This is a genomic window from Micromonospora sp. NPDC005215, from assembly GCF_040607915.1.
Classification (GTDB): Bacteria; Actinomycetota; Actinomycetes; order Mycobacteriales; family Micromonosporaceae; genus Micromonospora.
The window spans coordinates 26,354-51,552 of sequence record NZ_JBEXHQ010000017.1; the positions used below are offsets into that span (position 1 = coordinate 26,354).

Genomic DNA, 25,199 nt, shown 5'->3' on the forward strand with positions numbered 1-25,199 from the left:
GGGAGCGAAGGCTAGCAGCCAAGCCGCCACGGAAAGACCTTCGCGCTGACCCAGGCGGAGCACGCCGCCCTGCGCGGCACGGGCCCGCCGTCACGGCCGACCACACCGACGGTGTCCAGGGTGCGGTCCTGCTCGTCGGACACGGCGGATACACCGTTTCGGGGTACGACCCGAACAGGCCGGGGAGGCGTCTCCCGCACGGTGACGGGTCAGACGCGAACCAGCTCGGTCCACGTCGACGTCGTGGGTGTGTCGGCGATGGTCGACCGGGCAAGGAGCGGTCCCATCCGTTCATGAAGCACCGGAGCACGGGATCGCATTCTTGGCGGGATCATCGGGTAACGGGCGGAGCGGTGCTGCCACGCACGACAAGCGCGGTGCCCAGCTCGTACCGGTCCTGTGTCAGAGGGTGGCCGTCGGCCAGGCTCAGCGCGAGTCGGGCAGCGGTCGCGCCTATCTCACCGAACGGCTGCCGGACGGTGGTCAGTGGCGGTGCCAGCCACGCCGCCTGATCGACGTCGTCGAAGCCGACGACGCTGAGGTCGTCAGGAATCCGCAGGCCGGCATCCCGCGCCGCAGCGTAGACGCCAAGCGCCTGGAGGTCGTTGCCGCAGACGACAGCGGTCGGCCGGTCGGGCCGGGCAAGCAACTGGGCGCCGAGGTCACGGCCGTCGTCGAAGGTGAAGACACCGCGTCGTTCGAGCGTCGCGTCGAACGCGACACCGGCATAGTCCAACGCGGCGCGGAAGCCGTCCAGGCGAGCTCGCGCGGACAGATCAGTGACCGGGCCGGTGATCAGGCCGATCCGCTGGTGCCCGAGATCGAGAAGATGCCGAGCGGCGGCGAGAGCGCCGCTCCAGTTGTTGGACCCCACGGCGGGAGTGGGAGAAAGGTCGCCAGTCGGGTCGATGGCGACAAGCGGTATGCCGCTGGCCGCGAACTGCTCACCGTGATCGGCGGTGACGGTGGAGAAAGCCGTGATGACGGCGGTCGGTTGCCGCAGCAGCAGGGGCTCCACCCAGGGCTGGCCGGCCAGCAGGCGTCGATGCACATCGGTGAAGCCGACAATGCAGTCCCGCGCGCTGGCGACCTCTTGAACACCTCGCAGGATTTCCATGGCGATCGAGGGCAGCATCCGGTCGAAGACTGCCTCGATGCGGAGGGTCGCCGCGCTGGTCTGTCGCCGCCGGTACCCGTGGTCGCGCAGCAGTGCTTCCACCCGCCTGCGGGTCTGCTCGCCCACACCGCCTCGGCCGTTGAGGACCTTGGAGACCGTGGGCGGGGAGACTCCGGCGAGTTCGGCGATAGCGGCGATGGGCAGGTCACCGCGCCACGGCTTGCGGGAGCGGGGCAATTGACCTTCCTCGATCACGCGGGAATTCTACCGGCTGCCCTGGCCGCACCAAGTCCACCGAGAACACCTCAGAAATGTTTGCGACAACATTTCGTGCGCGGATCCGGTGGGAAGCGACTCCCTCCAGCCTCGGGCCGGCTTCGGCATGCTTTCGCGAAACCTCGCCGCCATACCTTGACGCGTGACGTGCTATCTACGACAGTCGATGTGGGCGAGAGTGGCGTGCCGTCGGGAGCTCGGCCGCCAGCAGAGCATCACCGCGAGTCAGTGTCAGGTGCGATGGGCAGCACCTGTTAGCGCTAACGCGGTGGCGGCGTGGCTTGGCGGCGATCGGTCCGCGTCGTGGAATCCGTGTCGGTCGCGACCCCCAGCAGGACTGGTCCCGCTGGAGCGACCGACTGATCTCACTCTGGCGCAAGGCCTGCGGTCAGCTGCCTTTTCGGCACATCCCAGCAGTGCGCACGGTGCGGGGTTCGGCTTCGCCGTGATCAGTCGAACAGGCAGATCGACAGGTCCAGATTGCAATTCTTTGAGCAGTGTTCGCGTCACCCCGATTCAGGAGAATGATCTATGAGGAGACCCAGAGTCATCAAGGCCGCTGCGGTGTCGGCCGGCGCGGTGCTGTTGGCATCGACGGCGGTCGCCGTGGCGATGCCGGCGGGGGCGGCAGCCGCTGGTTGTGCGGTGGATTACAGCGTGTCGTCGCAGTGGCAGGGCGGATTCGGTGCCAACGTCGCCGTCACCAATCTTGGTGATCCGGTCAGCAGCTGGACGTTGGACTGGTCCTACAGCGCCGGACAGACCGTCACGCAGTCCTGGAACACGACGTTGACCCAGAGCGGCGCCGCGGTCACCGCCAAGAACGTCAGTTACAACGGGGCCATCGCCACCAATGGCACTGTGTCGTTCGGTTTCAACGGGTCGTGGACCGGTAGCAACCCGGCTCCGACCAGCTTCACGCTCAACGGGGTGGCCTGCACCGGCGGTCCGGCGCCGACCACGCCACCGCCGACCACCCCACCACCGACCACGCCGCCACCGACGACCCCGCCACCGACCACCCCACCACCGACGACGCCGCCGCCGAACGGGCCGGCGGACATCACGGTGAACAGCGCGACCAGGTATCAGACCGTCGACGGGTTCGGGGCCGCGCAGTCGATCTGGGGTAGCGCGTGGTCGACGGCCGAGACGCAGACGCTTGTCGGGCTGGGTGCCAACCAGTTGGGCCTGTCCATCGTGCGGACCGGTCTGTCGCCGGAGTCCAGCGAGTGGGCGACGCATGTGAACTCACTCAAGACGGCGAAGGCGTCCGGGTCGAACGTGAAGATCCTCGCGTCGCCCTGGACCGCGCCGGCCGCGTGGAAGACGAACAACAGCCGGGTCAACGGCGGCAAGCTGAAGACCGACTACTACGACGACTACGCGAACCATCTGAACAGCTACGTCCAGTACATGCGGGGCCAGGGCGTGACGATCGACGTCACCTCGGTGCAGAACGAGCCCGACTGGCACCCGGACTACGACTCGATGGACTGGAGCGGCACCGAGCTGCGCAACTTCGTCCGTGACCAGGGCACGAAGGTGCAGAACACCAAGCTGATGGTCGCCGAGGCGGTCAACCTCAACTACGGCTTCACCGATCCGACCCTGAACGACACCACCGCCCGCAACAACATCGGCTACGTCGGCGGCCACCTGTACGGCACCGAGGCGGCCGGCCGGCTCAAGTCGTACCCCCTTGCCGAGCAGTACAACAAGCCGGTGTGGATGACCGAGTGGAACCTGCACGCCGCCGACGGTGGCGGCTCCAACATCTGGGGCAACCCCAGCAACCAGACGGTCTGGAACGAGACGCTCGACGACATCATGCGCACTGTGCACCGGTCGATGGAGGCCAACTGGAGCGCCTACATCTGGTGGTACGGCAAGCGCTACTACTCCTTCATCGGCGACGGCGAGTCGGCGTACGGCACCATCGCGGGCGCTCCCCTCAAGCGCGGGTACGCGTTCTCGCAGTACGCCAAGTACGTTCGCCCCGGCTACCAGCGGGTCGCGCTGACGAAGAGCTCCAAGGCCTCGCCGCTTGAGGTGACCGCCTACCAGGGTGACGGCAAGGTCACTCTGGTGATCCTCAACCGCTCGAACAGCGCTGTCAACAACGCCGTGATCCAGGTACCGCAGAACGTCACCCGAGCCGAGCACTACCTCACCTCGCAGAACGCCAACGCGGCCAGTCAACCGACAAGCGTCAACGGCGGTCAGGCCACCATCAACGTCGGCGCCCGCAGCATCTCCACACTCGTGTTCACCCTCTGAGGGCTTCCCCGCCCAGGCGGGCGTGCGGGTGTGGTCACACGACAGCACCCGCACGCCCCACTCACGTGACTCCTTCTCCTTATCCGGCCGACGACACCGGCCGCCGGCACGTGCGGACCCCACCCCACCCCAGACGCCACCACGGCGAGGAGCTCTCCTGATGAATCCGCAGTACGTTCGAACGACATACCGACGGGTCAGCCTCGTCGTCGGCGCGGTGGTCACACTGTTGGTGGCGGGGCTGATGGTCGCCGGCAACGCCCAGGCGGCGGCCGGTTGCCAGGTGGCGTACACAGTGCCGTCGCAGTGGCAGGGCGGTTTCACGGCCGACGTGAAGGTCACCAACCTCGGTGACGCGGTGAACGGCTGGAGCCTGACCTGGACGTTCCCGTCCGGTCAGCGGGTCACCCAGGCCTGGAGCGCGACGGTCACCTCGTCCGGTGACCAGGTCACCGCGAAGAACGTGAGCTACAACGCGGCAATCGCCACGAACGCGACTGTCAACTTCGGCTTCAACGGGTCGTGGACGGGCGGCAACACCGCACCAACATCGTTCGCCCTCAACGGGGTCACCTGCTCGGGACGAGTGGGTGAGACCCCGACCCCGACCCCCACCCCCAGCGACCCCCCGCCAGCGGGCGGCGACGCGATGGCGACGGTGGCGGCGATGCAGCCCGGCTGGAACCTGGGCAACACCCTGGACGCCATCCCGGACGAGACCGCCTGGGGCAACCCGCTGGTGACCCAGGCACTGTTGCGCCAGGTGAAGTCGCAGGGCTACAACAGCATCCGGATCCCGGTGACCTGGAGCAACCACCACGGCCCCGCCCCGACGTACACCATCGACGCGGCCTGGTTGGGCCGCGTCCGTCAGGTGGTGGACTTGGCGCTGGCGGAGAACCTCTACGTGCTTGTCAACCTGCACCACGACTCCTGGCAGTGGATCAACGGCTATCCCGGTGACCGGACGAACGTCATGAACCGCTACACCGCGCTGTGGACCCAGATCGCCGCCACGTTCCGCGGCCACTCGTCGAAGCTCGTGTTCGAGAGCATCAACGAGCCGCAGTTCACCGGCACGTCGGGCGACGCCCAGAGCGACGAGGTGCTGCGCGAGCTGAACGTCGCGTTCGTCCGGCTCCTGCGCCAGTCCGGCGGAAACAACGCCACCCGCGTGCTCGTGCTGCCCACCCTGAACACCAACTCCAACCAGGCGCAGCTCGACGCGTTGGCGGCCACGATCAGCCAGCTCGGTGACCGGAACATCGCGGCGACAGTCCACTTCTACGGTTACTGGCCGTTCAGCGCCAACATCGCCGGCGGCATCCGCTACGACACGAACGTCGAGCAGGATCTGCTCCAGAGCTTCGACCGGGTACACGCCGCCTTCGTCGCCAGGGGCATCCCGGTGATCGTCGGCGAGTGGGGCCTGCTCGCCTACGACTACACCCGGCCCGGCATCATCGAACGCGGCGAGGTGCTCAAGTTCTTCGAGGCCGTCGGTTACCAGGCCCGGATCAGGAATTTCACCACCATGCTGTGGGACGCCGGATCGTTCCTCAACCGCAACGACCTGCAGTGGCGGGACCCGGGCCTGTACGCGTTGATGAAGGCGAGCTGGACCACCCGGTCCGCTACCGCGTCGTCGGACCAGATCTACGTTCGCCGTACCGGCACCATCACCAGCAGGTCGCTCACCCTGAACCTGAACGGCGCCGCGTTCCGCAGTCTGCGGCAGGGCAGCACCGTCCTGACCAGCGGCACCGACTACACCGTCTCCGGCAGCACCCTGACCCTGACCAGCGCGGCGCTGACCCGGCTGGCCGGCAACCGCGCACCGGGCGTCAACGCCAACCTCGAAGCGCACTTCTCGCAGGGCGTGCCGTGGCCCATCAGCATCATCTCCTACGATCCGCCGACGCAGGCCGCAGCCAACGGCACGACCACCTCACTCACCATCCCCACCCAGTTCCGTGGTGACCAACTCGCCACCATGGAGGCCAAGTACGCCGACGGCAGCCCCGCCGGACCGGCCAACTGGACGTCGTACAAGGAGTTCTGGAGCACCTTCCAACCCGACTACGCGGCGAACACCATCATCCTGAAGCCGGAGTTCTTCGCCGAGGTCAACGACGGCTCGGTCGTCACCCTCACCTTCCACTTCTGGAGCGGCACGCAGATCACGTACCGCGTCACGAAGTCCGGGACGACGGTCGCCGGCAGCGTCTCCTGACCGGGACGAACATCGACGTGCGGTAGCCAGGGCATCGGGGATGCCTGGCTACCGCTGTCCGGGGGACCGGCTGGCCGCCGGCTCGTCCTCCGGGCAGGGCGCGGCACGGCGCGCCGTGGGTGGACATCGCTTGCTCCGGCGGAGGATCCCGCCACGGGAGTCGCCGCGAGTACTTGCGCCCGAGCAGCGAAAAGGGAGATCATCACGCATGCTCGACCCCTCGCCCGAGGACGACGGGACCTCGCCGACGGTCTCTACGCCGCATTTCGTGGGTCGTGATCGTGAGATGGCGGCGCTCCGGGGCGCGGTGGCCCGGCCACCGGCGATCGTGCTGGTGGAGGGCGAGGCGGGGATCGGGAAGAGCCGACTGCTGCGAGAGTGGTTGGCCGCGCCGGCGCAGCGCACCGCCCTGGTCTCGGTGTGCCCACCGCTTCGCGAGTCGCTGACCTTGGGGCCGATCGTCGACGCGTTCCGGGGGATCGACCGCCAGGTGTCGCGACTGCCGCTCACCGCGCTCGCGGGTGCGTTACGGCCCCTGTTCCCCGAATGGTCCGCGGACCTGCCGCCCGCACCGCAGCCCCTGGACGATGCGAAGGCGGCCCGGCATCGCCTGTTCCGCGCCCTGGACGAGCTGCTGCGGGCTCTGCGTGTCGACGTGCTCGTGCTCGAGGACGCCCACTGGGCCGACGAGGTGACCCTGGAGTTCCTGCTGTTCGTCACGTCCCGGCAGCAGACGGACGGGCCAAGCCTCGTGATCTCCTATCGGCCGGAGGAGGTGAACGACGGGTCGCTGTTGCTGCGGCTGACGTCCCGGTTGCCCGCCGGCGTGACCCAGCTGAGGATCGCCCTGGCGCCGATGCGACCCGACGACACGGCGGCGCTGGTGTCCTCGATGCTGGACGGCAACCCGATATCGCAGGAGTTCGCGACGTTCCTGCACGAGCGGACCGGTGGCGTTCCCCTGGCGCTGGAGGAGTCGGTTCGCCTCATGTGCGACCGCGCCGACCTCGTCTTCCGCGACGGGCAGTGGGTCCGGCTGAAGCTGCGCGAACTACGGGTGCCGCCAACGGTGCGCGACTCCACCCGGGAGCGGGTGGGCCGTCTGTCGCCGCCGGCGCAGCAGGTGTTGCGAGCCGCTGCCACGTTGGCCGAGCGGTCGCCGGCGGCCACTATCGCTGTCACCGCCGGCCTGTCACCCGCCGCGTGTCGAGGCGCCATCTCGGAGGCGGCCGACGCCGGCGTCCTGGACGCGGACGACCGCGACCAGTGGCGATTCCGGCACGTGCTGGCCGCCGCGGCTGTCTACGAAGCGATCCCGTTGACCGACCGCAGACACTTCCACCTGCTGGCCGGCCGTGCCTTGGAGAACATCCACCCGCCGCCCGTCGCACGCCTTGCCCACCACTTCCGTGAGGCGGGCGAGACGCAGTCCTGGGCGCGATACGCCGAGCAGGGTGCCGAGCTGGCCATGGCGTCGGGTGACCACACCAAGGCGGTCGACATGCTTGTCGAACTGTTGTCGTGGGCGGTGCTGCCGCCGAAGGATCGGGCACGGGTAGCGCGCATCGCCGGAGTAGCCGCACTGGGCCGTCGCGAACAGGTCGATCAGGTCCACCACCGGGTGATCCGTACCCTGCGCTCGGTGTTGGAGACCCCTGGTCTCTCCGCCCGCCAGCAGGCCGAGATCCGCAACCCCCTGGGTCGGCTCCTGATCACCGCGGGTGAGGCGCAGGCCGCACTCAGCGAGCTCGAGCAGGCGGTGGCCAACCTCGACCATGACCCGGTCGAGGCGGCCCGGGCGATGACCTACCTCGGATGGGCCTATGCGGGACCGTGGCCGGCGTCGACCCATCGGCGTTGGCTGGATCGCGCCGCAGAACTCACCACCGGATTCGACTCTCCCGCGGAACGGCTGAACCTGGCCGGCAACCGAGCCGCGGCGTTGCTGATGCTCGGCGAGGAGGAGGCCTGGGACGTCGTCGCCGGCCTGCCCATCGACGGCGCGACCTCGGCGGAGCGTCTCGACGTGGCTCGCATCCACGCAAACGTCGGGACCGGCGCGGTGATCTGGGGCCGGTACGCCGACGCGGACAAACACCTCGCCGTGGCCATGCATCTCGCCGAGACCGAGCAGGCGTCCCGGTTGTACCACAACGTCCGCCTCGAACAGGCCAACCTGGCGTGGCTCACCGGCCGGTGGGAGGGTCTCGCGGAACAGAGCGCGGCACTCGCCGACGCCGACCGAGACCGGCCGGCGCACTACCTCGGCAGCATCCGGCTCTCGGCCCGGCTGGCAGCCGCAGCCGGACGGCGGCGCGCCGCAGAGGAGCAGTTCCGCCTGGTCCTCGAGGAGTCGGCCCGTCTCGGCGCAGCCGACGACACGATGGAGGCCGCCGCCGCGCTGGCCAGACTGTGGCTGACGGACGGAAACAGCGGCCGAGCGCTGCAGATCACGAACGAGCCGATGGACACCGTCCGGAGAAAGGGCATCTGGATCTGGGCGACGGACCTCGTCCCCGCCCAGATCGAGGCGTACCTCGCGGCGGGCGACCTCAGGACCGCGACCCGCCTCGGCGACCAGCTCGCCAGAGGACTGCGTGGCCGTACCGCGCCCGCGCCCCGCGCCGCGCTCGCCGTCTGCCGCGCCCTGCTGCTCGCCGCGGTCGGAGACCACGCCCGCGCGGCGACGGCCTACGGTCGGGCGGCGCGTGCCTGGAGCGCGTTGCCGCGCCCCTACGACGCCATGCTCGCCCGCGAGCGTCAAGCCGAGGCGCTCATCGCGCAGGGCCAGCTCGAACAGGGCCGAGAGTTGCTGGCCGCACAGTACGAGCAACTGTTCAGGCTCGGAGCCCGCGGCGACGCGGACCGTGTCGCGCAGCGGCTCCGCGAACACGGCGCCGAGGTTCCGCGGCTGTGGCGTGGCGGCCGACGAGGGTACGGCGACCAGCTCTCACCGCGCGAACTCGACGTGGTCCAACTGGTTGTCGCCGGCAAGACCAACCGGGAGATCAGCCGGATCCTGGCCAAGTCCCCGGCCACTGTGGATCAACAGCTGCGTGCGGCGATGCGCAAGTTGAAGGTGACCTCCCGGACCGCGCTCGCGGTCAAGGCGGTGGAGGCCGGAGTGTTCGCAGAAGAGGACTCCCTCGACAGCCCGTCGTGAAAATTGACGTATCCGCTGGATAGCGACGGCCACCCGGCGCGCCGAGCATGGCTCCATGATTCATAGCCCTTGGGCAATGCGTGCCTGAGCGACAAGTCGCGCGTGACGACGCCGCCATCGAGCACCCGCCACCACCCGAGCTGCCCCGCGAGCCGCGCGTCAGCGCCCCCGACGCCCACGACGCCGACGGTGCCGACGACCACAAGAACCACGACCCCTACCAACCCCTGTAGGTCGAAGGACTCTCATGACACTCAAAGCCCTCGCGGCTGCGCTGGCCGCAGCGGTTGGCCTGAGCCTGATCCAGGCACCACCGGCGTCCGCCGCCGAGCCGGATCCAGGCGCCGCCGCCAACAAGATCGCCTCGACCCTGAAGGACCGCTTCCGCACGTCTCCGGCGTCCGACTTCTGGATCACGTTCGACACCAGAGCCGACCTCGAGCCGACGAAGAAGATCACCGACTGGACCGCTCGCGGTCGGTTCGTCTACGACGCGCTGACCGCGGCGGCGAAGAACTCCCTGGCATCCGTCTCCACCGAACTGGACCGGGCCGGCGTCAAATACACCTCCTACCCGATCGCCAACACGGTGCTCGTCAAGGGTGGCAACGAAAAGCTCGCCCTCGACGTGGCCGCGAAGACGCAGGTCGCCGAGATCCACGCGACGCCGCAGGTCGCGCTGGTCAAGCCCGTCGACGAGAAGAGCCCAGCTGACCGGGCAGCCCGCCCCGCCGCCCCGAAGGCCGCCGAGGCGGGCACCTCCACGTGGGGTCTGGACGCCATCCACGCCCCCCAGGCCTGGGCCATGGGCGCCACCGGGGCGGGCATCACCGTGTCCAACCTCGACTCGGGCGTCCAGTTCGACCACCCCGCCCTGACGCACCAGTACCGCGGCACGAAGCCCGACGGCACCGTCGACCACAACTACAACTGGATGGCCACCCGGGGCACGTGCACGGACGCGCCGTGCGACGACAACGGACACGGCACGCACACCATGGGCACCATGGTCGGCGACGACGGCGCCAACCACGTCGGCGTCGCCCCGGACGCGCAGTGGATCGCGACGAACGGCTGCTGCGACAGCACCGGCGTCGAGTCGCTGCTCCGGTCCGGCTGGTGGCTGCTCGCCCCGACCGACGTCCACGGGAACAACCCCGACCCGTCCAAGCGTCCCCACGTCATCAACAACTCCTGGGGTCAGACCGAGGAGCACAGCTTCAACGACTTCTTCCAGGCCATCGACGAGGCCTGGAGCGCCGCGGGCATCTTCAGCGTCTGGTCATCGGGCAACACCACGCCGTACGCGGCCTGCGACACCGTCTCCTCGCCCGGCTCCGCCGAGAGTGCCTACTCCGTCGGCGCCTACGCGTCGGACGGCACGCTCGCGTTGTTCTCCCGCAAGGGCGAGGGTGAGGGTGGCCGGATCAAGCCCGAGATCTCCGCTCCGGGCGACGCTGTCCGTTCGTCCTATCCGGGCAACAGCTACGTCGAGATGTCCGGCACCTCGATGGCGGCCCCCCACGTCGCCGGCGCCGTCGCGGCGCTGTGGAGCTACGACCCGACCCTCATCGGGCAGGTCGAGGAGACCCGCCGCCTGCTCGGCGAGTCGGCCGTCGACGTCGACGACACCGAGTGCGGCGGCACCGCCGAGGTCAACAACAAGTACGGCGAAGGCCGGCTCGACCTCGTGCGCCTGCTCGAGCTGGCGCCCCGCAAGGGTGGCACCCTCACCGGTGTCGTCACCGCCAACGGCGCCCCGGTCCCCGCCGCCGACGTGACGATCAGCGGACCGTTCAGCCGGTCGATCGGCACCGACAAGGACGGCAGGTTCACCACGAACCTTCCGGTCGGCGACTACCAGCTCAGCACCAGGGTTTTCGGCTACCTGACCGCGACCGCCAACGTCACGATCACCCTCGGCCAGGACACCTCCGTCGCGCTGCCGCTCACGGCCGCCGCGCGGCACGACATCAGCGGCAGGGTCGTCGACGACAAGAAGCGGCCCGTCCCGAACGCTGACGTCTCCGTCAAGGACACGCCGCTGAAGCCGGTACGCACGGACGCCAACGGCGGGTTCACGATCAGCGCTGTCCCCGAGGGCGGGTACACGCTGAACGTCAAGCCCAACGCCTGCTTCTCGCCCACGACCCTCCCGCTGACCGTCGGCGCGCAGAACGAGTCGCGCGAGATCGCGGTGGGGCTCGTCGTCGACAAGGGTGGCTACAGCTGTGCCGTTTCCGACGGCGAGTACCTGCGTGGCACCGACCCGGTCGCGTTCAGCAGTGGTGTGTGGGCCACTGTGAAGCTGCCGTTCCCGATCGCGCTCTACAACGGCAGCCACGACACCCTCGGCATCGGCCTGCGCGGCGTGATCTCCCCGGACACCAGCACCGGACCCGGCTATGGCGGGGCGGGCATCTTCCCGTTCTCCGTCCAGACCCCCGTTGAGTTCGCCCCCGGCGGCGGTGTCTTCACGGCAGCCACCACTGTCAACGGTGAGGACGCGTTCGTCGTCGAGTACCGCAACGCCAAGCTCTGGGCCTATCCGGACCGGTCGGAGTACACCGAGCCGGTCAACTTCTCGGCCACGCTCACCCGCTCCGGCACCATGATCTTCGGGTACGGCGACGGCATCGGGACCGCCGACCCGGTGACCGCCGGCGCGCACGCCGTCACCGGCATCCAGGGCTGGGCCGGCGTGGACGGCATCCGGTTCTCCGACAGCGCCCCGGTGCTGCACGACGGAATGACCGTCACCTACGACATGCCTGACTTCGGGTACCTCGACGCGACGGTCGTCGACCAGAACGACGGGCTGCCGGTCGCCGGGGCCAATGTCTCCTTCAGCACCAGAAATGGGCTCGTCGAGACCGTCACGACCAACGGGACGGGCATCGTGCACCGTCAGCTCCCGGTCGGCGACTACACAATGACTGTCGACGCGCCGAACTACGCGACAGCGACGTACCCGTTCTCGCTCGACAAGCTCTACGCGAAGGCGAAGATCGACGCACGGCTGACCACTGGTGTCGCCGGCCTGAAGGCCGACGGCCTCGACGCCCTGTTGGGTGCCGACCAGAACGGCGTGGGCTCGCTGACGTTGACAAACAACGGTTCCGCCCCACTCACGTACAACCTGGGCGAGGCCGCGCGCCACCCCGACCTTGACGCCGCCTCCGCCACCACGCGCACCGGAAAGGGTGCGGACAGCACTATCGACCTCGCCGCGTGGAAGACCGGCGCGAGCGGCATGAAGCCGTCGAACGTCGACGGCAAGGCGGCGACGGCGAAGGCCGCGGAAGCACAGGCCGCCGGCACGGTCGGCGCGACCGCCGGCGGTGACGTCATCACCCGGATCCCTATCCCCGGCACTATCGCGGACAAGGAGCCCTCGGGCATCGGGTACGACGGCGACGTCTGGGTCCACGACTACAACGCGCGGACGAACACCGCCTACACGGTGACGGGCAAGTCGACCGGCAAGGTCTTCGACGCGTCGTGGAACCCGGCGTACCGGGCGTTCGACATGGCGCTCGACACCAAGACCGGTGACATGTGCCAGATGGAGGACAGCCCGGCCAGCTACATCCACTGCTTCGATCGGACGACCGGGAAGGAGACCCGGCAGATCACTGGTGACTGGTCCACGCTGCAGCTGACCGGGCTCGCCTACAACCCGACGGAGGACGTGTTCTACGTCGGCGGCCGGGCGAACGGCATGATCGGCACCGTCGCCGGGACGTCGCACGACAACCCGGGTGCGCTGCTGTCCTTCTGCGCCCCGCCGCTGCCCGAGGTGATGGGCCTGGCGTACAACCAGGCGTCCGACACCATCTGGTACACCGACCTCACCTCGAACCGGCCCACCCGCCTGCTGCAGGTCGACCCCGACGACTGCTCGCTGGTGAACGCGTGGTGGTTCCCGGGCCAGAAGGCGGGCCAGGGCGGCGGCCTCGAGACCGACTCCACCGGCGCGCTGTGGGCGGCGGACCAGATCGCCGACGACGTCGTGCTTGTCGACGTCGAGGACGACCTGCTCACCGACCTGCCGTGGCTGTCGCTCTCCTCGACCGGCGGCACCCTCGCCCCGGGCCAGTCGACGACCGTGAAGGTCTCGATCTCCTCGAAGGGCGCCAAGCCCGGTGTCCTCGGCGCGAACATCGTGGTGAGGTCGGACTCCGGACGCCAGTCCAAGACCTATGTCCCGGTGACGCTCACGACCACGAAGTACCAGGTCGGCGTCAACGCCGGTGGCCCAAAGCTCACCGACGGCTCCGGCTACACCTGGTCCGCCGACCAGGCTGCCGGCACGAAGGCGTGGGGCTACGAGGGCAGGACGACTGTCGCCTCCACGAAGGCCGGGATTTCCGGTACGACGGACGACGCCCTGTTCCAGTCGCAGCGCACCACGCATGAGAAGGAGCTGTTCTACCGCTTCCCCGACGCGCCCAAGGGCACCTACGCGATCGACTTCGGCTTCGCCGAGATCGAGAAGGTGGCCAGGGGCAAGCGGGTGTTCGACGTCGTCGTGGACGGGTCGCTGACGGAGTACGCGTACGACCCGGCCGCAGCCGTGGGGCCGAACGCCGCCGACTGGCGCTCCGCCGTCGTGCGGCACGAGGGCGGTCCGCTGACCGTGGAGCTGCGGGGCTCGAAGGGCCTGAAGGCCCCGACCATTGCCGCGCTGCGGGTGACGCTCGATCCGCGCGCTGACGCGGCGGAGCCGGAGCCTCAGCCCGAGCAGCCGGATCCGGGTCCCGTGCCGGTGGCTCCCGCCGGCCGCTCGTACTCGATGAAGGTGACCGACGGGCTCTACCGCCAGGGCACTGAGGAGTCCGGGTGGCACGGCGATGACCTCTGCGGTGTGTTGTGGTTCGACTCCAGCTTCCTGTCTCCGTTCTACGACAGTGCCTGGGACGGCGTGTGCGTGACGACGAACGGCACGCTGACCTTCGACCGCGCCAGCACGTCGGGAAACAACACGGCACTGCCGTCGCCGTACCCGATCGACGCGATCTACCCGCTCTGGGACGACCTCATCGTCGACGACGAGGCAGGCATCTACTTCGGCACGACCGAGGTGGACGGGCTGGCGGCGCAGGTCATCGAGTGGCGCAACGTCGCCTTCTACAGCGACCCGACGGCTCGCGTGAGCTTCTCGGTCACCCTGATCGCGGACGGACGGATCCAGATCGGGTACGGCGACGGCGTCGGCGGCGACAACCCCCTCACCCGAGGGTCGTCGGCGACTGTCGGTCTGGAGAGCCTGACGCGCAACCCCGCGAGTCAGTACTCCTTTGACCAGCCCATCCTGAAGGCCGGTCTGGGGCTGGAGTACACCCTCCCGGCCGCGGGCACGATCGAGGGAACGGTCACCGACAAGAACGACGGCAAGCCGATCGAGGGCGCGATCGTCACGCTCAAGGGGCCGGCGGGTGAGCGGGTCATCACGACCGACGCGAAGGGCCGGTGGAAGGCCCAGGCGCTGGTCGGCGAGAACACCGTGCAGGTCGACGCGCCGAACTACGTCACCGCCAGCCACCCCGTGACCATCGCCAGGAAGGATCAGGCCGAGGTCGTCGACACGGCGTTGACCACGGGCGTCGCCACCGTCACCGCAGGTGACCTCGACTGGCTCCTCGACAAGGACCAGAAGACGACGGCCGACGTGACGGTGACCAACACCGGCTCCGCCCCGCTCGAGGTGCGGATCAGCGAGCAGAAACGCACAAGCGACGGCGGGCACGAAGCCGCCGACCTTCCGTGGCTGACCCTCACGGGCGCGGCCGCAACCGGCCCGGTCACGCTCGCGGTCGGCGCGTCCACCACCGTCACGGCGACGGCCGACAACGCCTCCGTCGAGCCCGGCGTGCTCGTCGGCGACGTGCTGGTGGCGTCGAACGCCGGCAAGGGTGAGGCCCAGTTCACGCCGGTCCGCCTGGCGACCTCGGCCTACTGGAAGGGCCTCGACGTCGGCGGATCCGGGTACGTCGGCACCGACGGCTTCGTCTGGTCGCCCGACCAGGAGCTCGGCCCACGGCCGTGGGGCTACGTCGGCGGCAAGGCGCGTGCCACCAGGGCCGACATCGCCGGCACCGAGGACGACGCGCTGTTCCGCACCCAGCGGACCGGCGAGACGTTCAGCTACGTGTTCAGGAACGCCCCCGCCGGGACGTACCGAATCGCCCTCGACTTCGCGGAGATCGAGAAGGTCAAGGCCGGCAAGCGTGCCTTCGACGTTCTGGTCGACGGCAAGGTCGTGCTCTACGACCACGACGTGCAGGCGAAGGTGGGTGCGCTGACCGCGGACACGAACATGGTCACCGTCGAGCACGCCGGTGGTGATCTGAAGATCGAGCTTCGCCGCGACAAGGGCGAGGACGACCCGATCCTCAACGCCCTCACGGTCCAGCAGGACCCGCGCCTGTGAGATAACCACACCTGCCTGGGAACAGGGGTCAGAGCCTCCTCGGAGAAGGACTGCCGGGGAGGCTCTGATCGCGACCAGGAGAGTTGGCGGCGATGCCGGACGGCTGTCAGCCGCGCCCAGGGGACCGCCGGACGATGAGCACGCCGACGGTCGCCAACAGTGTCCCTGCCAAGAGGCACATCCAGCGGTCGTGGGCTGCGGCCCAGCCGTCGCCCACGCCGACGAGTAGAGCCACCGAGGTCGGCAGCAGCGCCACCACTGTCATCCCGAGCAGCAGCATCGGGGCGGCGAGTGGACTGCCAATTCCGCGCGGCGAACGTCGCCAGCCGACTGCCGACGCGAGGAACGCGACCGCCGCGACGGTCACGGCCTCACGGGTCAGGTCCGGGTACGGCAGCGACGCGGTCTCCGGCCCGGACCGTGTCACAAGCAGCGCTGCCGCCCAGCACGCACCGCCGACGACGGCAGCGGGGACCGCTCGTACCAGCGCGCCGAGCCAGGCCGGAACCGGCAGGGTCTCCGCAGTCGGCTTCGCGGGGTCGTCGAGCGCGAACGTGACGCCGAGGCCGACGCAGGCCATCACCAACCGCAGCAACGTGAGGTGATTGTCGGGGGGCAGGACCGACTCGGTCACGGCCGGTGGGGTCACGATCGCCACACCGACGATCCCAGTCGCCAGCAGCGGTGCGATCCGCATCGCCCGCAGCGTCGGCCAGACCAGCACCGCAGCCGTCCGCAGGCGTCCGCCCCGCCTCGGCCCGGGTGCGCTGACGGCCTGGCCCGAGGCGTCGGCGTCGTCCGCGGTGGGCATCCTGCTCAGTCGCCGCACAGCGGCTCGCCCTGATCCGGGGACGGCGGCTGGACCGCAACCCCGAAGATGACACCGAAGCGCTCCAGCGGTGTGCCAGACGCGGTCAGCTCGTCCCAGTGCCGCTCGACGAGCGGCGCCACCTCGGCGGACTGCCGCAGCAGCTCCAACGCCGGTGCCGCCGCCCGGTCGGGTGCCGAGATGCCGAACATGGCGGACGGGTCGCTGAAGACGAGCGATCCGGTGCTCGTCTCGTCCAGCGAGCGCATCCCGGCCAGGGCGGCCGGCGACGCCTGCCCGACCAGCCACACCAGCAGCGCCGCCCGGGCTCCGCACAGCGAGAATCCTCCGTCGTACGCCTGCGCGGCCATCAGCCGGTAGGCGACTCCGGCGGCGAGGATGGCGGTTGCGCGGTCGTCGCCCCACACCGTGCCCACCCGTATCGCCTCCGGGGTGCCGGCCGCCGCGTCCGCGACTTTCCAACCGGCCACCACGCGCATGTCTTCGGCGACTGAGCCGGTCTGGCCCTCCGCGGAGATCTCGTCGAGTGCGGTCCGCTGCCGCACCGCGAGCGGCGGCCCCGGCGAGGTGGCGACGTCCGGCACGACCTCGCGTACGGAGGTCACCACCGACTCCCACCCGGAGACGAAGCCGTCGAACCCGTCGAAGTAGCAGTAGGTGACGTCGTCGCGCAGGACGCACGACTGGATGCTCTCCGGCCGGTCTTCGACAGTCGCGCGAGCCGCCGCGATGCCGGGGTCGGGTCGCGACTGGGTCAGCCCGCCGCCGACGGTGAGGATCAGCCCGACGGCGAGCCCGGCCGCGACGACCGACCGTCGCGCCCTGGCCCGGGCCAGGATGGCCGCGACGAGCAGCACGGTGATCCCGACCAAATAGGCGAGGTGCCGGGCCGCGGGTCGGTCGGAGACGCCGGCGGGTACCGGGACCCCGAACTCGCTGACGTAGACCGGAAGCAGGAACCGCCAGCCGGTCTCGATGAGGGTCGCGGCGATCGCCGCGAACTCCAGCACCAGGACGAGTAGGACGAGCAGCGGAGCGATCAGCACGGAGCGGATCAGGATGCCGGCGATCACCCCGACCGCACCGAGGAGTAGCACCAGCGCCGACGGGGTCACCAACGCGGGGACGTCGACGCTCCCGGCTGCGCCCGGAAGCACTGCGGAAACCCCGACCCGGACAGCGACGAGCAGGAGGCTGAGGCCGGCCAGCGGTAGCAGTGCCAGCAGGAACCCGCCGACCCGCCAGGCGGGCGGCAGCACCAGCACGTCGTAGGACGCGTCGACCCGGTGCCGGTGCGCCCGTAGCGTGACGAGGTTCGCCACGATCAGCGCCGCGCCGCCGAGGATCGGCAACGCGAGCAGCTGGATGATGATCAACTCGTCGGGGAGCACCGGATATCGGTTGGCCGAGCCGGACAGCCAGCCCCACAGCCACGGGCCGAGGAACAGGAGCGCGGCCGCGATGGTGAGCGGGTGTCGCAGCATCCGGACCGCCTCGAACCGGGCGAGTGCGAGGAGCGCCTGCCGACGCCCGTCCGTGGACGACGGCGTTGGACGGACCGGCGCGGCCACCGTCAGGGCCGCGGTCATCGCGCGCCGCCCGCGATCATTGGCGCCTCGGCGTCGGTGGCGGCGCCGACCAGCGTCAGGTAGCCGTCTTCGATCGACGGCTCCACCAGCGCGGCCCCGGGTGGCGGGTCGCCGACGTGACGGTGCAGCCCCGTGCCCGTCCGCCACGACGCCAACGCCCCCGCCTGCCGCGTCGCGCTCGTCCACACCCGACCGGCGGCGAGCCCGGCCAGCTCCGCCGGGGTGCCCTCGAACCGCACTCGGCCCCGATCGAGGACGACGACCTCCTGGCACAGCGACATGACGTCCTCGGTCTGATGCGTGGACAGCAGGACCGTCTTGCGCTCGCCGAGGTCCGCGACCAGCTCCCGGAACCGCAGCCGCTGCTCCAGGTCGAGACCGACAGTCGGTTCGTCGAGGACGACGAGGTCCGGGTCGCCGACCAGGGCGGCCGCCAGCGCGAGCCGTTGCCTCATCCCGCCGGACAGGGTCCGGATCCGGGATCGCCGTCGCTCGTCGAGGCCGACGGCGGAGAGCACCCGGGCGACCTCGGCGTGCCGCGTCGTCCGGTGGGTGAGCTCCTTGAGAATCGCGACGTAGTCGACGAACTCGAACGCGGTGAACGACGGGTGGAAGCCGGGGTCCTGCGGCAGGTAGCCCAGCCGGCGCCGGACCGCGAGCCGCCCGGGTGGTGTGCTCGGGTCGTGGCCGAAGACCCGCAGCGTTCCGCCATCGGCGGGCAGGGCGGTCGCGACGATCCGCAGCAGCGTCGTCTTGCCCGCGCCGTTCGGGCCGAGCAACCCGGTCACGCCGGTGCGCAGCGTGAACGACACGTCCTCAAGCGCGGTGGTGCGCCCGTACCGCAGCGCCAGACCGTTTGCCTGAACGGCAGTCATGAAACCCTCCTCATCAGGTTGGGGACGTGGTAGCGGTCGTAGGTGCCGCGCTGACGGGACAGTGCCACGGCGGCGATCCCGCCGACGACCGCGACGCCAACCTGCCCGGCGAGGGTGAAGACGAGCCGGTCGCCGAAGGTGGCGGCGACCACCGCCGCCCAGCCGAGGCCGACGACGACCGCGGCCGGACCCGCGCCGAGCCGCGGCGAGAGCAGCAGCGACAGCACGGTCAGGGCGAGCGACGGCAGGAACCAACAGGTCGCGCGCAGCCCGTACCCGTAGATGAAGAGGCTGGCCACGGCGGACAGTGCGGTGGTCGCGGAAAGGACCGCGAGGCACCGCAACAGCAGTAACCGGAACGAGCGGATCGGAGCGACCACCGCGATCTCGTAGGTGGGGTCGATGCCGGGCGCGAACGACACCGCGACCGCGACCAGCGGCAACAGCGGGGCTACGGCGAGGAACACGACCGGGTCGGTGAACACGGCGACAGTTGCCGTCAACGCGGCAGTGACCGCGATCGCCACGAGCCACGACAGCCGCAGCGCCGGCGTCGCCGCGAGCAGCCGCGCGGTGTGGTCGGGAACGCCGACCGTGATCATCAAGCGTTCGACGGGCCCCGGCCGCGGCGCGTCCAGGGCGACGTCGAGGCGGGCCCAGCCTCCGTCGATCGCCCACCCCAGGTCGACGGTCGCGGCGGCGGCGAGGCGTTCGCGGCACTCACCGCACGCGGCCAGGTGCGCCTCCGTGGACCACAGACCAGGGGCGGCGAGGGTACGGGTGGCGTAGACGCGTAGGTCCTCGTCGAGCAGATGCCAGGTCATGTCAACTCCTCTCGCAGCTGCCGGCGGGCCCGCATCGCCCGCGTCTTGACGGTGCCGGCGGGGATGCCGAGCAGGACGGCGGCCTCGGCGGTGGAGAGGCCGTCAAGGACGGTGGCGCGGATGACCGCGCGCAGCTCCGGGGAGAGGCGGGCGAGGGCGCCCCCGAGGTCGCCGTGCTCGAGACCGATCAGCACCTCCTCCTCGGCGGACGACTCGTCGTTGCCGCGCAGGCGGGCCAGCAGCCGGCCGAGCCGGTCGCGGGATGTGCGGCGGCGCAGCGCATCGATGAGCCGGCGCGACGCGATTCTCCACAGCCAGGCAGCGGCGTCGGTGTCGCGAGGCCGGAACGAGGCCGCGGCGCCGGTCCACACGGCGAGGAATGTCTCCTGCACGACGTCGTCGACGAGGGCATCGTCGGCGCAGCGGTAGCACAGGCGCAGGCGTAGCCACGGCGCGTGCCGGCGGTAGAACGCCTCGAACGCGTTCCGGTCGCCGCCTGCGATCAGGGCCAGGAGTTCGGCGTCATCCTGGGCGGTCATGCCTACCTATCGCAGCGGGATCGAGTTTTGGTTCGCATGACTGGCACGGCTTCCTGCCAGCGCTCGCAGACGGCAGCAGGGGTGCGCTGTTCCCGGCACGACTCGCCTGTGCCCAAGACGGCCAGCGCCGTTTGGGGAGCCTGCCCCGTCGGCGTCGGTGACGATCTTTGGGTCGGGAAAGCTGTCGTGGTCCTCGGCGTCGCGGGGGTCGCGGTCGGTGGGTCGGGCCGTTGTTACTCGTCCCTGGTCAGCATGCCGCCGGAGCAGACGACCGAGTCGCGGTTTCGGTGCCGACCCGTCGAATCGCCGGGCCCGTGCCTGCCGGTAGGCCGGCTGACGGTGGGCCCGGCGCCGTCACCTGTCAGCGGCCCTGCAGGCGCTTCACGTTGTCGCCGAAGGTCCACCCCTTCGACCCGTCCCAGTTCGCCGACCAGGTCATCAGGCCCTTGAGGCCGGGCACAGAGTTCCAGGCCTGGGTCACCAGCGACGTCGACAGGTAGCCGCCGCCCGCCCCGTTCTGCGCCGGCAGGCCCGGCACCTGCCTGTCGTACGGCACGCGGATGGTGGTGCCCTGGATGGTGAGGCCGTTGTTGAGGCACTGCGTCTGCACGGTGAAGCCCTGCACCGTGCCCGCCGGGTACGAGTCGCCGGCGCAGCCGTACATGCTGCCGTTGTAGTACTGCATGTTCAGCCACCAGAGCCGGCCGTTGTCCACGTACTTCTTGATGATCGGCAGGTAGGAGCCCCAGATCGAGCCGTAGACCACGCTGCCGCCGGTGACGTAGGCGGTCTCCGGCGCCATGGTCAGGCCGAAGTTCGACGGCATCCGGGCCAGCACGCCGTCGATGATCCGGATCAGGTTGGCCTGCGACGTCGACAGGGTGTTGATGTTGCCGCTGCCGGTCAGGCCGGTCTCGATGTCGATGTCGATGCCGTCGAAGTGGTAGGTCGTCAGGATCGGCACGATCGTCGCGATGAACCGGTCGGCGACCGCCGCGGAACTCAGGTCGATGCCCGCGGCGGCCCCGCCGATCGACATCAGGATGGTGGCGCCGGCCGCTTTGGCCTGGCACATCTCGGCTGGGGTGGCCACCTTTACGCCAGCGTCCATGCCGTTCTCCCAGAGGACCGTGCCGTCCGAACGGATCACCGGGAACGCCGCGTTGATCACGTTGTAGCCGTGCTGGTTGAGCCGGCTGTCGGTGATCGGGATCCAGCCGAGGCCGGGGTGCACGCCGTTGGAAGCGCCGTCCCAGTTCTCCCAGTAGCCCTGCAACACCTTGCCGGCGGGCCGCGACTTCACCGCGCAGGTCCCACCGGTTGGCGGCGGCGTGGTGGGCGGCGGGGTCGTCGGTGGCGGCGTGGTGGGCGGTGGGGTGGTCGGTGGTGGCGTGGTGGGCGGCGGGGTGCTTCCCGAGCACGCGCCCAGGTCACGCCAGAGCGACGGTGTCGCGGCGGGGTTCCAGCCGGCTCCGGGGTGCGCGGTGTGGGCGACCAGAGCCTGGTAGAGCCGGCCGCCGTAGGTGACCTGGGCGCCCGCCTGGTAGGTGGTGCCCTCGGCCCAGGCCGGGGCAGTGCAGGCGACCATCGGGACGGCGTTGGCCGAGGGCACGGCCGCCATGCTGCTGGGGACAAAGGCGACGGCGGCCGTGACGGTCATCGCCGCCCCGGCCAGCACTGCGAAAATCCGACGGCTCCTCATGGTTCACTCCCCAGGCTTCGGTGACCCCCGACCTCCACATATTGACGTTCGTGAAGTTTAATATCAAGGGTTGTTTACAGATTCCGGGAAGTTGGGGGAGTCGGAGGGCTGGTAGGGCTCCCGCATGCTGCGCAGGCGCTGCTCGGCTCGTGGGGCGTCCACCGACGCTGACCATCTCGCCGTCCACGGCGTCCACGGCGTCCACGGCGTCCACGGCGTCCACGGCGTCCACGGCGTCCACGGCGTCCACGGCGTCCACGGCGTCGACGGCGAGCGTTCCATCCCGATCGAACAGGGCGTGTGCGGCGTGGTGGACGTCAGTCGGTGGCACGGCGCCCGTCATGCCGGGAGGGTGGACCCCATCGGGCCAGGCCGGCAGCCGAGCGCAGTGGCACGGCAACGATCGATAAGCGGTGGGGCGGGGCGGGCTAGTAGGCGTCGGCCAGGTGCGTCCGCAGCTTGACGAGCGCGCGGGCCAGCAGGCGTGAGACGTGCATCTGCGAGACACCGATCTGGTCGGCGATCTCGCTCTGGGTCTGGTTGCCGTAGAAGCGCAGGGTGAGGATCTTCTGCTCCCGCTCGTCGAGCGTGGCCAGCGCGGGGCCGAGCGCCACCCGCAGCTCGGCCTTGGCGAACTCGGCGTCGTCGCCGCCCAGCATCTCGCCCAACTCGGTGCCGCGCTCACCGTCGCCGATCGGGGTGGACAGCGAAACGGCGTTGTACGCGCGGGCGCCTTCGAGACCTTCGAGGACTTCTTCCTCGGTGAGCTTGAGGTGTGCGGCGATGTCAGCGACAGTCGGCGAACGCCCCAGCGTTTGCAGCAGGATACTGTTCGCGTCCGAGATCGCCAGGCGCATCTCCTGCAGGCGGCGGGGCACGCGGATGTCCCAGGTGCGGTCCCGGAAGTGGCGCTTGAGTTCCCCGACGATGGTGGGGATCGCGTAGCCGGCGAAGTCGACACCGCGGGACGGGTCGAACTTGTCCACTGCCTTGATCAAGCCCAACGCCGCGGTCTGCGTCAGGTCCCCGGTGGGCTCGCCTCGCCCGCTGTAGCGTCGGGCGAGGTGATTGGCCAGTGGCAGCCACGCCTCGATCGCCCGGTCCCGCAGCGCGGCCCGCGACGGGTGATCGGCGGGCATCGCCGCCATCGCGAGAAGCAACTTCGTGGCGGTCGAGTCGGCCGAGGCCTCCTTGCTGTGGGCGCTCATCGGTGCGGGCCGGTCGGTGGTGATGGTCATGGTTCCTCCGCATCGCACCGGCCGCGCTCCGGTTGTCCGGCGCCAACCGTCTGAGCAGAGAGTAGACGAAAGGGCACCAGAAACCTAGCCGAAAGGCTGAGGTGTCGCAGCTCGGTGACTCGTCGGCTGCCCGGAGGCTCCTGGCGGTTCGAAGCCGTCGGGCCGCACTCCAGGACGAGCCGGAGGACAGAGGGCGGTAGTCAGCTGCCCGAGCGGCTTATTCCGATCGACGGCGGATGACCAGCAGGGCGATGTCGTCGTTGGGGCGCTCCTCGGCGGTGGTGGCCATGATGTGGTCGCACAACTCCTCGGCAGGCCCGGACCGCACGGCGTCGGCGAGGCGCTCAATGCCGGTGTCGATCAGCTCGCTGCGACGTTCGACCAGTCCGTCGGTGTAGAAGACGAGCGCCGCGCCGGGCGGTAGGTCCAGAACGGTGGTGCGGCGATTGGCTGGCGGTCGGCCCACGCCGAGTGGCCGGTCCACCGTCAGGTTGACGGGCTGGGTGGGTTGGCCGGGGGTAGCCAGCAGCGGTGGGAGATGGCCTGCGGAGGAGAGGTGCACCGTCGCGCGGTCGGGTGAGATCAGGGCGTAGACGGCGGTGGTGAGGGTGCCCGCTTCGAAGTGGTGGATCTTGCGGTCGAGGGAGGTAAGCGCTTGGGCGGGATCCTCGGAGTCGAGGGCGTAGGCGCGAAGCGCGCTGCGGATGCGTCCCATGATGACGGCGGATGGCAGCCCGTGGCCGGAGACGTCGCCGATGACGGCGCCCAGCCAGCCCGAGGGCAACGTGAACACGTCGTACCAGTCGCCACCGATGCCCAGGTCGTGACCGGGTACGTACCGGGCGGCCAGGTCCAAACCGGGGATGTCGGGTAGCCGGCCTGGTAGCAGGCTGTGTTGCAGGGCCAGCGCTGCCTGCCGGTCGAGGACCTGCGCGTGGGCCTGACCTGCGAGGCTGGCGCGATCGGCAACGAGCTGTAACAGCTGCACGTCGTCGGGACCGAACTGACGCAGGGCCAGGGAGCCGACGTGTAGTACGCCGACGAGGTTGCCGTTGACGAGCATGGGCACGCCCAGCAGGGCTCGGATGCCGGCGGCCAGCAGGATGGGATTGACCACGTCGTCGGGCGTAACGTTGTGGATCGTGACCGGGGCGCGCGTCGCCGCCACTCGCCCGGCGAAGCCACGTCCGACCCGGATGCGGAAACCGCGGCGGACCTCCTCCTCCAGGCCCTTGGCCGCGGTCGCGACGAGCTCGCCGGTGTGGTCGTCCAGCAGCAGGATGGTGGCGGTATCTACCTTGAGTAGGTCCCGGACCCGTTCAAGTAGCTCGTCGAGTAACTCGGTGATGTTCAGCCCCGACAGGGCGGCGTCGGTGATCGCCTCGATACGTCGCAGCCGCTCGTCGTTCGTCACCAGTTCGGCATCGGGCACCCAGGCAGCCTAGACGCCGGCACGCCTTCGATGGCACGTCAGGAGCGAGATCAACAGTGTCGTGCCCGTGAGGTGGGGTATTCCGATGTCACATCGATGCACTGGTCGGCCGGTGAATCCGTTCCGGAGAGCTATCCTCCCTCGTGCCACCGGTAAGGTCACCGGCTCCACGTCCGACAGGGAGGGGAAGCAGTAGTGAATCCACCGCTCGACCAGCATGCCCCCACCCCCGGGAAGCCCCTGTTCTCGACGTCGTTCGCCCTCGCGGACCTGACCCGCGTCCGACGGGAGGTCGAGGCCGCCAGTCGCCGGTGCGGCCTTGCCCACGACGAGATCGAGAACTGGGTCGTCGCGATCAACGAACTGATGATCAACGTGATTCGGCACGGCGGTGGCAGAGGCGCCGTACGCCTGCTCCTGGACGGTCAGCTCACCTGTGAAGTCACCGACCAGGGGCGGGGCTTCAACACTGGGCACTACTTCCCGCGCACCGAGCGACCGCCCCTGTCCGAAACGGGAGGAATGGGCCTCTGGGTGGTCGGGCGGATGGCCGACTACGTCCTCGTCGACAGCGGACCCGCAGGCACCACCATCCGCATCGCGGCACGCACCCGCGACACGCTCGGATAGCCATCCCCTCCTCGGACGTCATCCGAACCGCCGAGAGAG

At 69.8% G+C, this 25,199-nt stretch carries 16 protein-coding genes; 6 read left to right on the forward strand and 10 right to left on the reverse strand.

Annotated features, from left to right (window positions below; genetic code table 11):
• Positions 1 to 11 precede the first annotated feature (11 nt).
• Together ABZU25_RS15260 and ABZU25_RS15265 are read right to left on the reverse strand one after the other, a co-directional pair.
• Positions 12 to 143, reverse strand: a complete 132-nt coding sequence (locus ABZU25_RS15260; RefSeq protein ID WP_355029945.1) for a hypothetical protein — start codon at positions 141 to 143, stop codon at positions 12 to 14.
• A 188-nt stretch (positions 144 to 331) separates the two neighbouring features.
• Positions 332 to 1,372: a LacI family DNA-binding transcriptional regulator gene (locus ABZU25_RS15265; protein ID WP_355029946.1), complete on the reverse strand. Its 1,041-nt coding sequence runs from the start codon at positions 1,370 to 1,372 to the stop codon at positions 332 to 334.
• Between the two features lie 552 nt (positions 1,373 to 1,924).
• On the opposite strand from ABZU25_RS15265, the gene ABZU25_RS15270 reads away from it, so the two are divergent.
• From ABZU25_RS15270 to ABZU25_RS15290, 5 genes are all read left to right on the forward strand, one after another.
• Positions 1,925 to 3,673, forward strand: a complete 1,749-nt coding sequence (locus tag ABZU25_RS15270; protein WP_355029947.1) for a cellulose binding domain-containing protein — start codon at positions 1,925 to 1,927, stop codon at positions 3,671 to 3,673.
• Between the two features lie 160 nt (positions 3,674 to 3,833).
• Positions 3,834 to 5,906 carry a cellulase family glycosylhydrolase gene (locus ABZU25_RS15275; RefSeq protein ID WP_355029948.1) on the forward strand — a complete coding sequence of 691 codons (2,073 nt, stop codon included), beginning with the start codon at positions 3,834 to 3,836 and terminating at the stop codon, positions 5,904 to 5,906.
• 268 nt (positions 5,907 to 6,174) lie between these two features.
• Entirely contained in the window at positions 6,175 to 9,069 is a 2,895-nt protein-coding gene (locus tag ABZU25_RS15280; RefSeq protein ID WP_355029949.1) for an AAA family ATPase, read from the forward strand.
• Positions 9,070 to 9,149: 80 nt separating this feature from the next.
• A complete protein-coding gene (locus ABZU25_RS15285; protein ID WP_355029950.1) occupies positions 9,150 to 9,302 on the forward strand; it encodes a hypothetical protein in 153 nt (50 codons plus the stop codon).
• A 14-nt stretch (positions 9,303 to 9,316) separates the two neighbouring features.
• On the forward strand, positions 9,317 to 15,502 hold the full coding sequence (locus ABZU25_RS15290; RefSeq protein ID WP_355029951.1) for a carboxypeptidase regulatory-like domain-containing protein: 6,186 nt from the start codon (positions 9,317 to 9,319) through the stop codon (positions 15,500 to 15,502).
• A 106-nt stretch (positions 15,503 to 15,608) separates the two neighbouring features.
• Here ABZU25_RS15290 and ABZU25_RS15295 read toward each other — a convergent pair whose 3' ends face one another.
• The 8 genes from ABZU25_RS15295 to ABZU25_RS15330 all read right to left on the reverse strand — a co-directional run bounded on the left by ABZU25_RS15295 (position 15,609) and on the right by ABZU25_RS15330 (position 24,530).
• Positions 15,609 to 16,313, reverse strand: a complete 705-nt coding sequence (locus ABZU25_RS15295; RefSeq protein ID WP_355029952.1) for a hypothetical protein — start codon at positions 16,311 to 16,313, stop codon at positions 15,609 to 15,611.
• Between the two features lie 5 nt (positions 16,314 to 16,318).
• Positions 16,319 to 17,920, reverse strand: coding sequence for a hypothetical protein (locus tag ABZU25_RS15300; RefSeq protein WP_355029953.1), 1,602 nt, complete (start codon positions 17,918 to 17,920; stop codon positions 16,319 to 16,321).
• Entirely contained in the window at positions 17,917 to 18,795 is an 879-nt protein-coding gene (locus ABZU25_RS15305; protein WP_355029954.1) for an ATP-binding cassette domain-containing protein, read from the reverse strand. The genes ABZU25_RS15300 and ABZU25_RS15305 overlap by 4 nt, the downstream gene beginning before the upstream one ends.
• Positions 18,792 to 19,619 carry a hypothetical protein gene (locus ABZU25_RS15310; protein WP_355029955.1) on the reverse strand — a complete coding sequence of 276 codons (828 nt, stop codon included), beginning with the start codon at positions 19,617 to 19,619 and terminating at the stop codon, positions 18,792 to 18,794. Before ABZU25_RS15310 ends, ABZU25_RS15305 begins: the two co-directional genes overlap by 4 nt.
• Positions 19,616 to 20,158 (reverse strand): RNA polymerase sigma factor, encoded by a 543-nt coding sequence (locus tag ABZU25_RS15315; RefSeq protein WP_355029956.1) that lies wholly within the window; start codon positions 20,156 to 20,158, stop codon positions 19,616 to 19,618. The genes ABZU25_RS15310 and ABZU25_RS15315 overlap by 4 nt, the downstream gene beginning before the upstream one ends.
• A gap of 361 nt (positions 20,159 to 20,519) precedes the next feature.
• On the reverse strand, positions 20,520 to 21,860 hold the full coding sequence (locus ABZU25_RS15320) for a glycosyl hydrolase family 18 protein (RefSeq protein ID WP_355029957.1): 1,341 nt from the start codon (positions 21,858 to 21,860) through the stop codon (positions 20,520 to 20,522).
• A 428-nt stretch (positions 21,861 to 22,288) separates the two neighbouring features.
• Complete coding sequence (locus ABZU25_RS15325) at positions 22,289 to 23,068, reverse strand: SigB/SigF/SigG family RNA polymerase sigma factor (RefSeq protein ID WP_355030021.1); 780 nt, start codon at positions 23,066 to 23,068, stop codon at positions 22,289 to 22,291.
• A gap of 247 nt (positions 23,069 to 23,315) precedes the next feature.
• Entirely contained in the window at positions 23,316 to 24,530 is a 1,215-nt protein-coding gene (locus ABZU25_RS15330; protein WP_355029958.1) for a GAF domain-containing SpoIIE family protein phosphatase, read from the reverse strand.
• A 195-nt stretch (positions 24,531 to 24,725) separates the two neighbouring features.
• On the opposite strand from ABZU25_RS15330, the gene ABZU25_RS15335 reads away from it, so the two are divergent.
• On the forward strand, positions 24,726 to 25,160 hold the full coding sequence (locus ABZU25_RS15335) for an ATP-binding protein (RefSeq protein ID WP_355029959.1): 435 nt from the start codon (positions 24,726 to 24,728) through the stop codon (positions 25,158 to 25,160).
• The last annotated feature ends 39 nt before the right edge of the window (positions 25,161 to 25,199 follow it).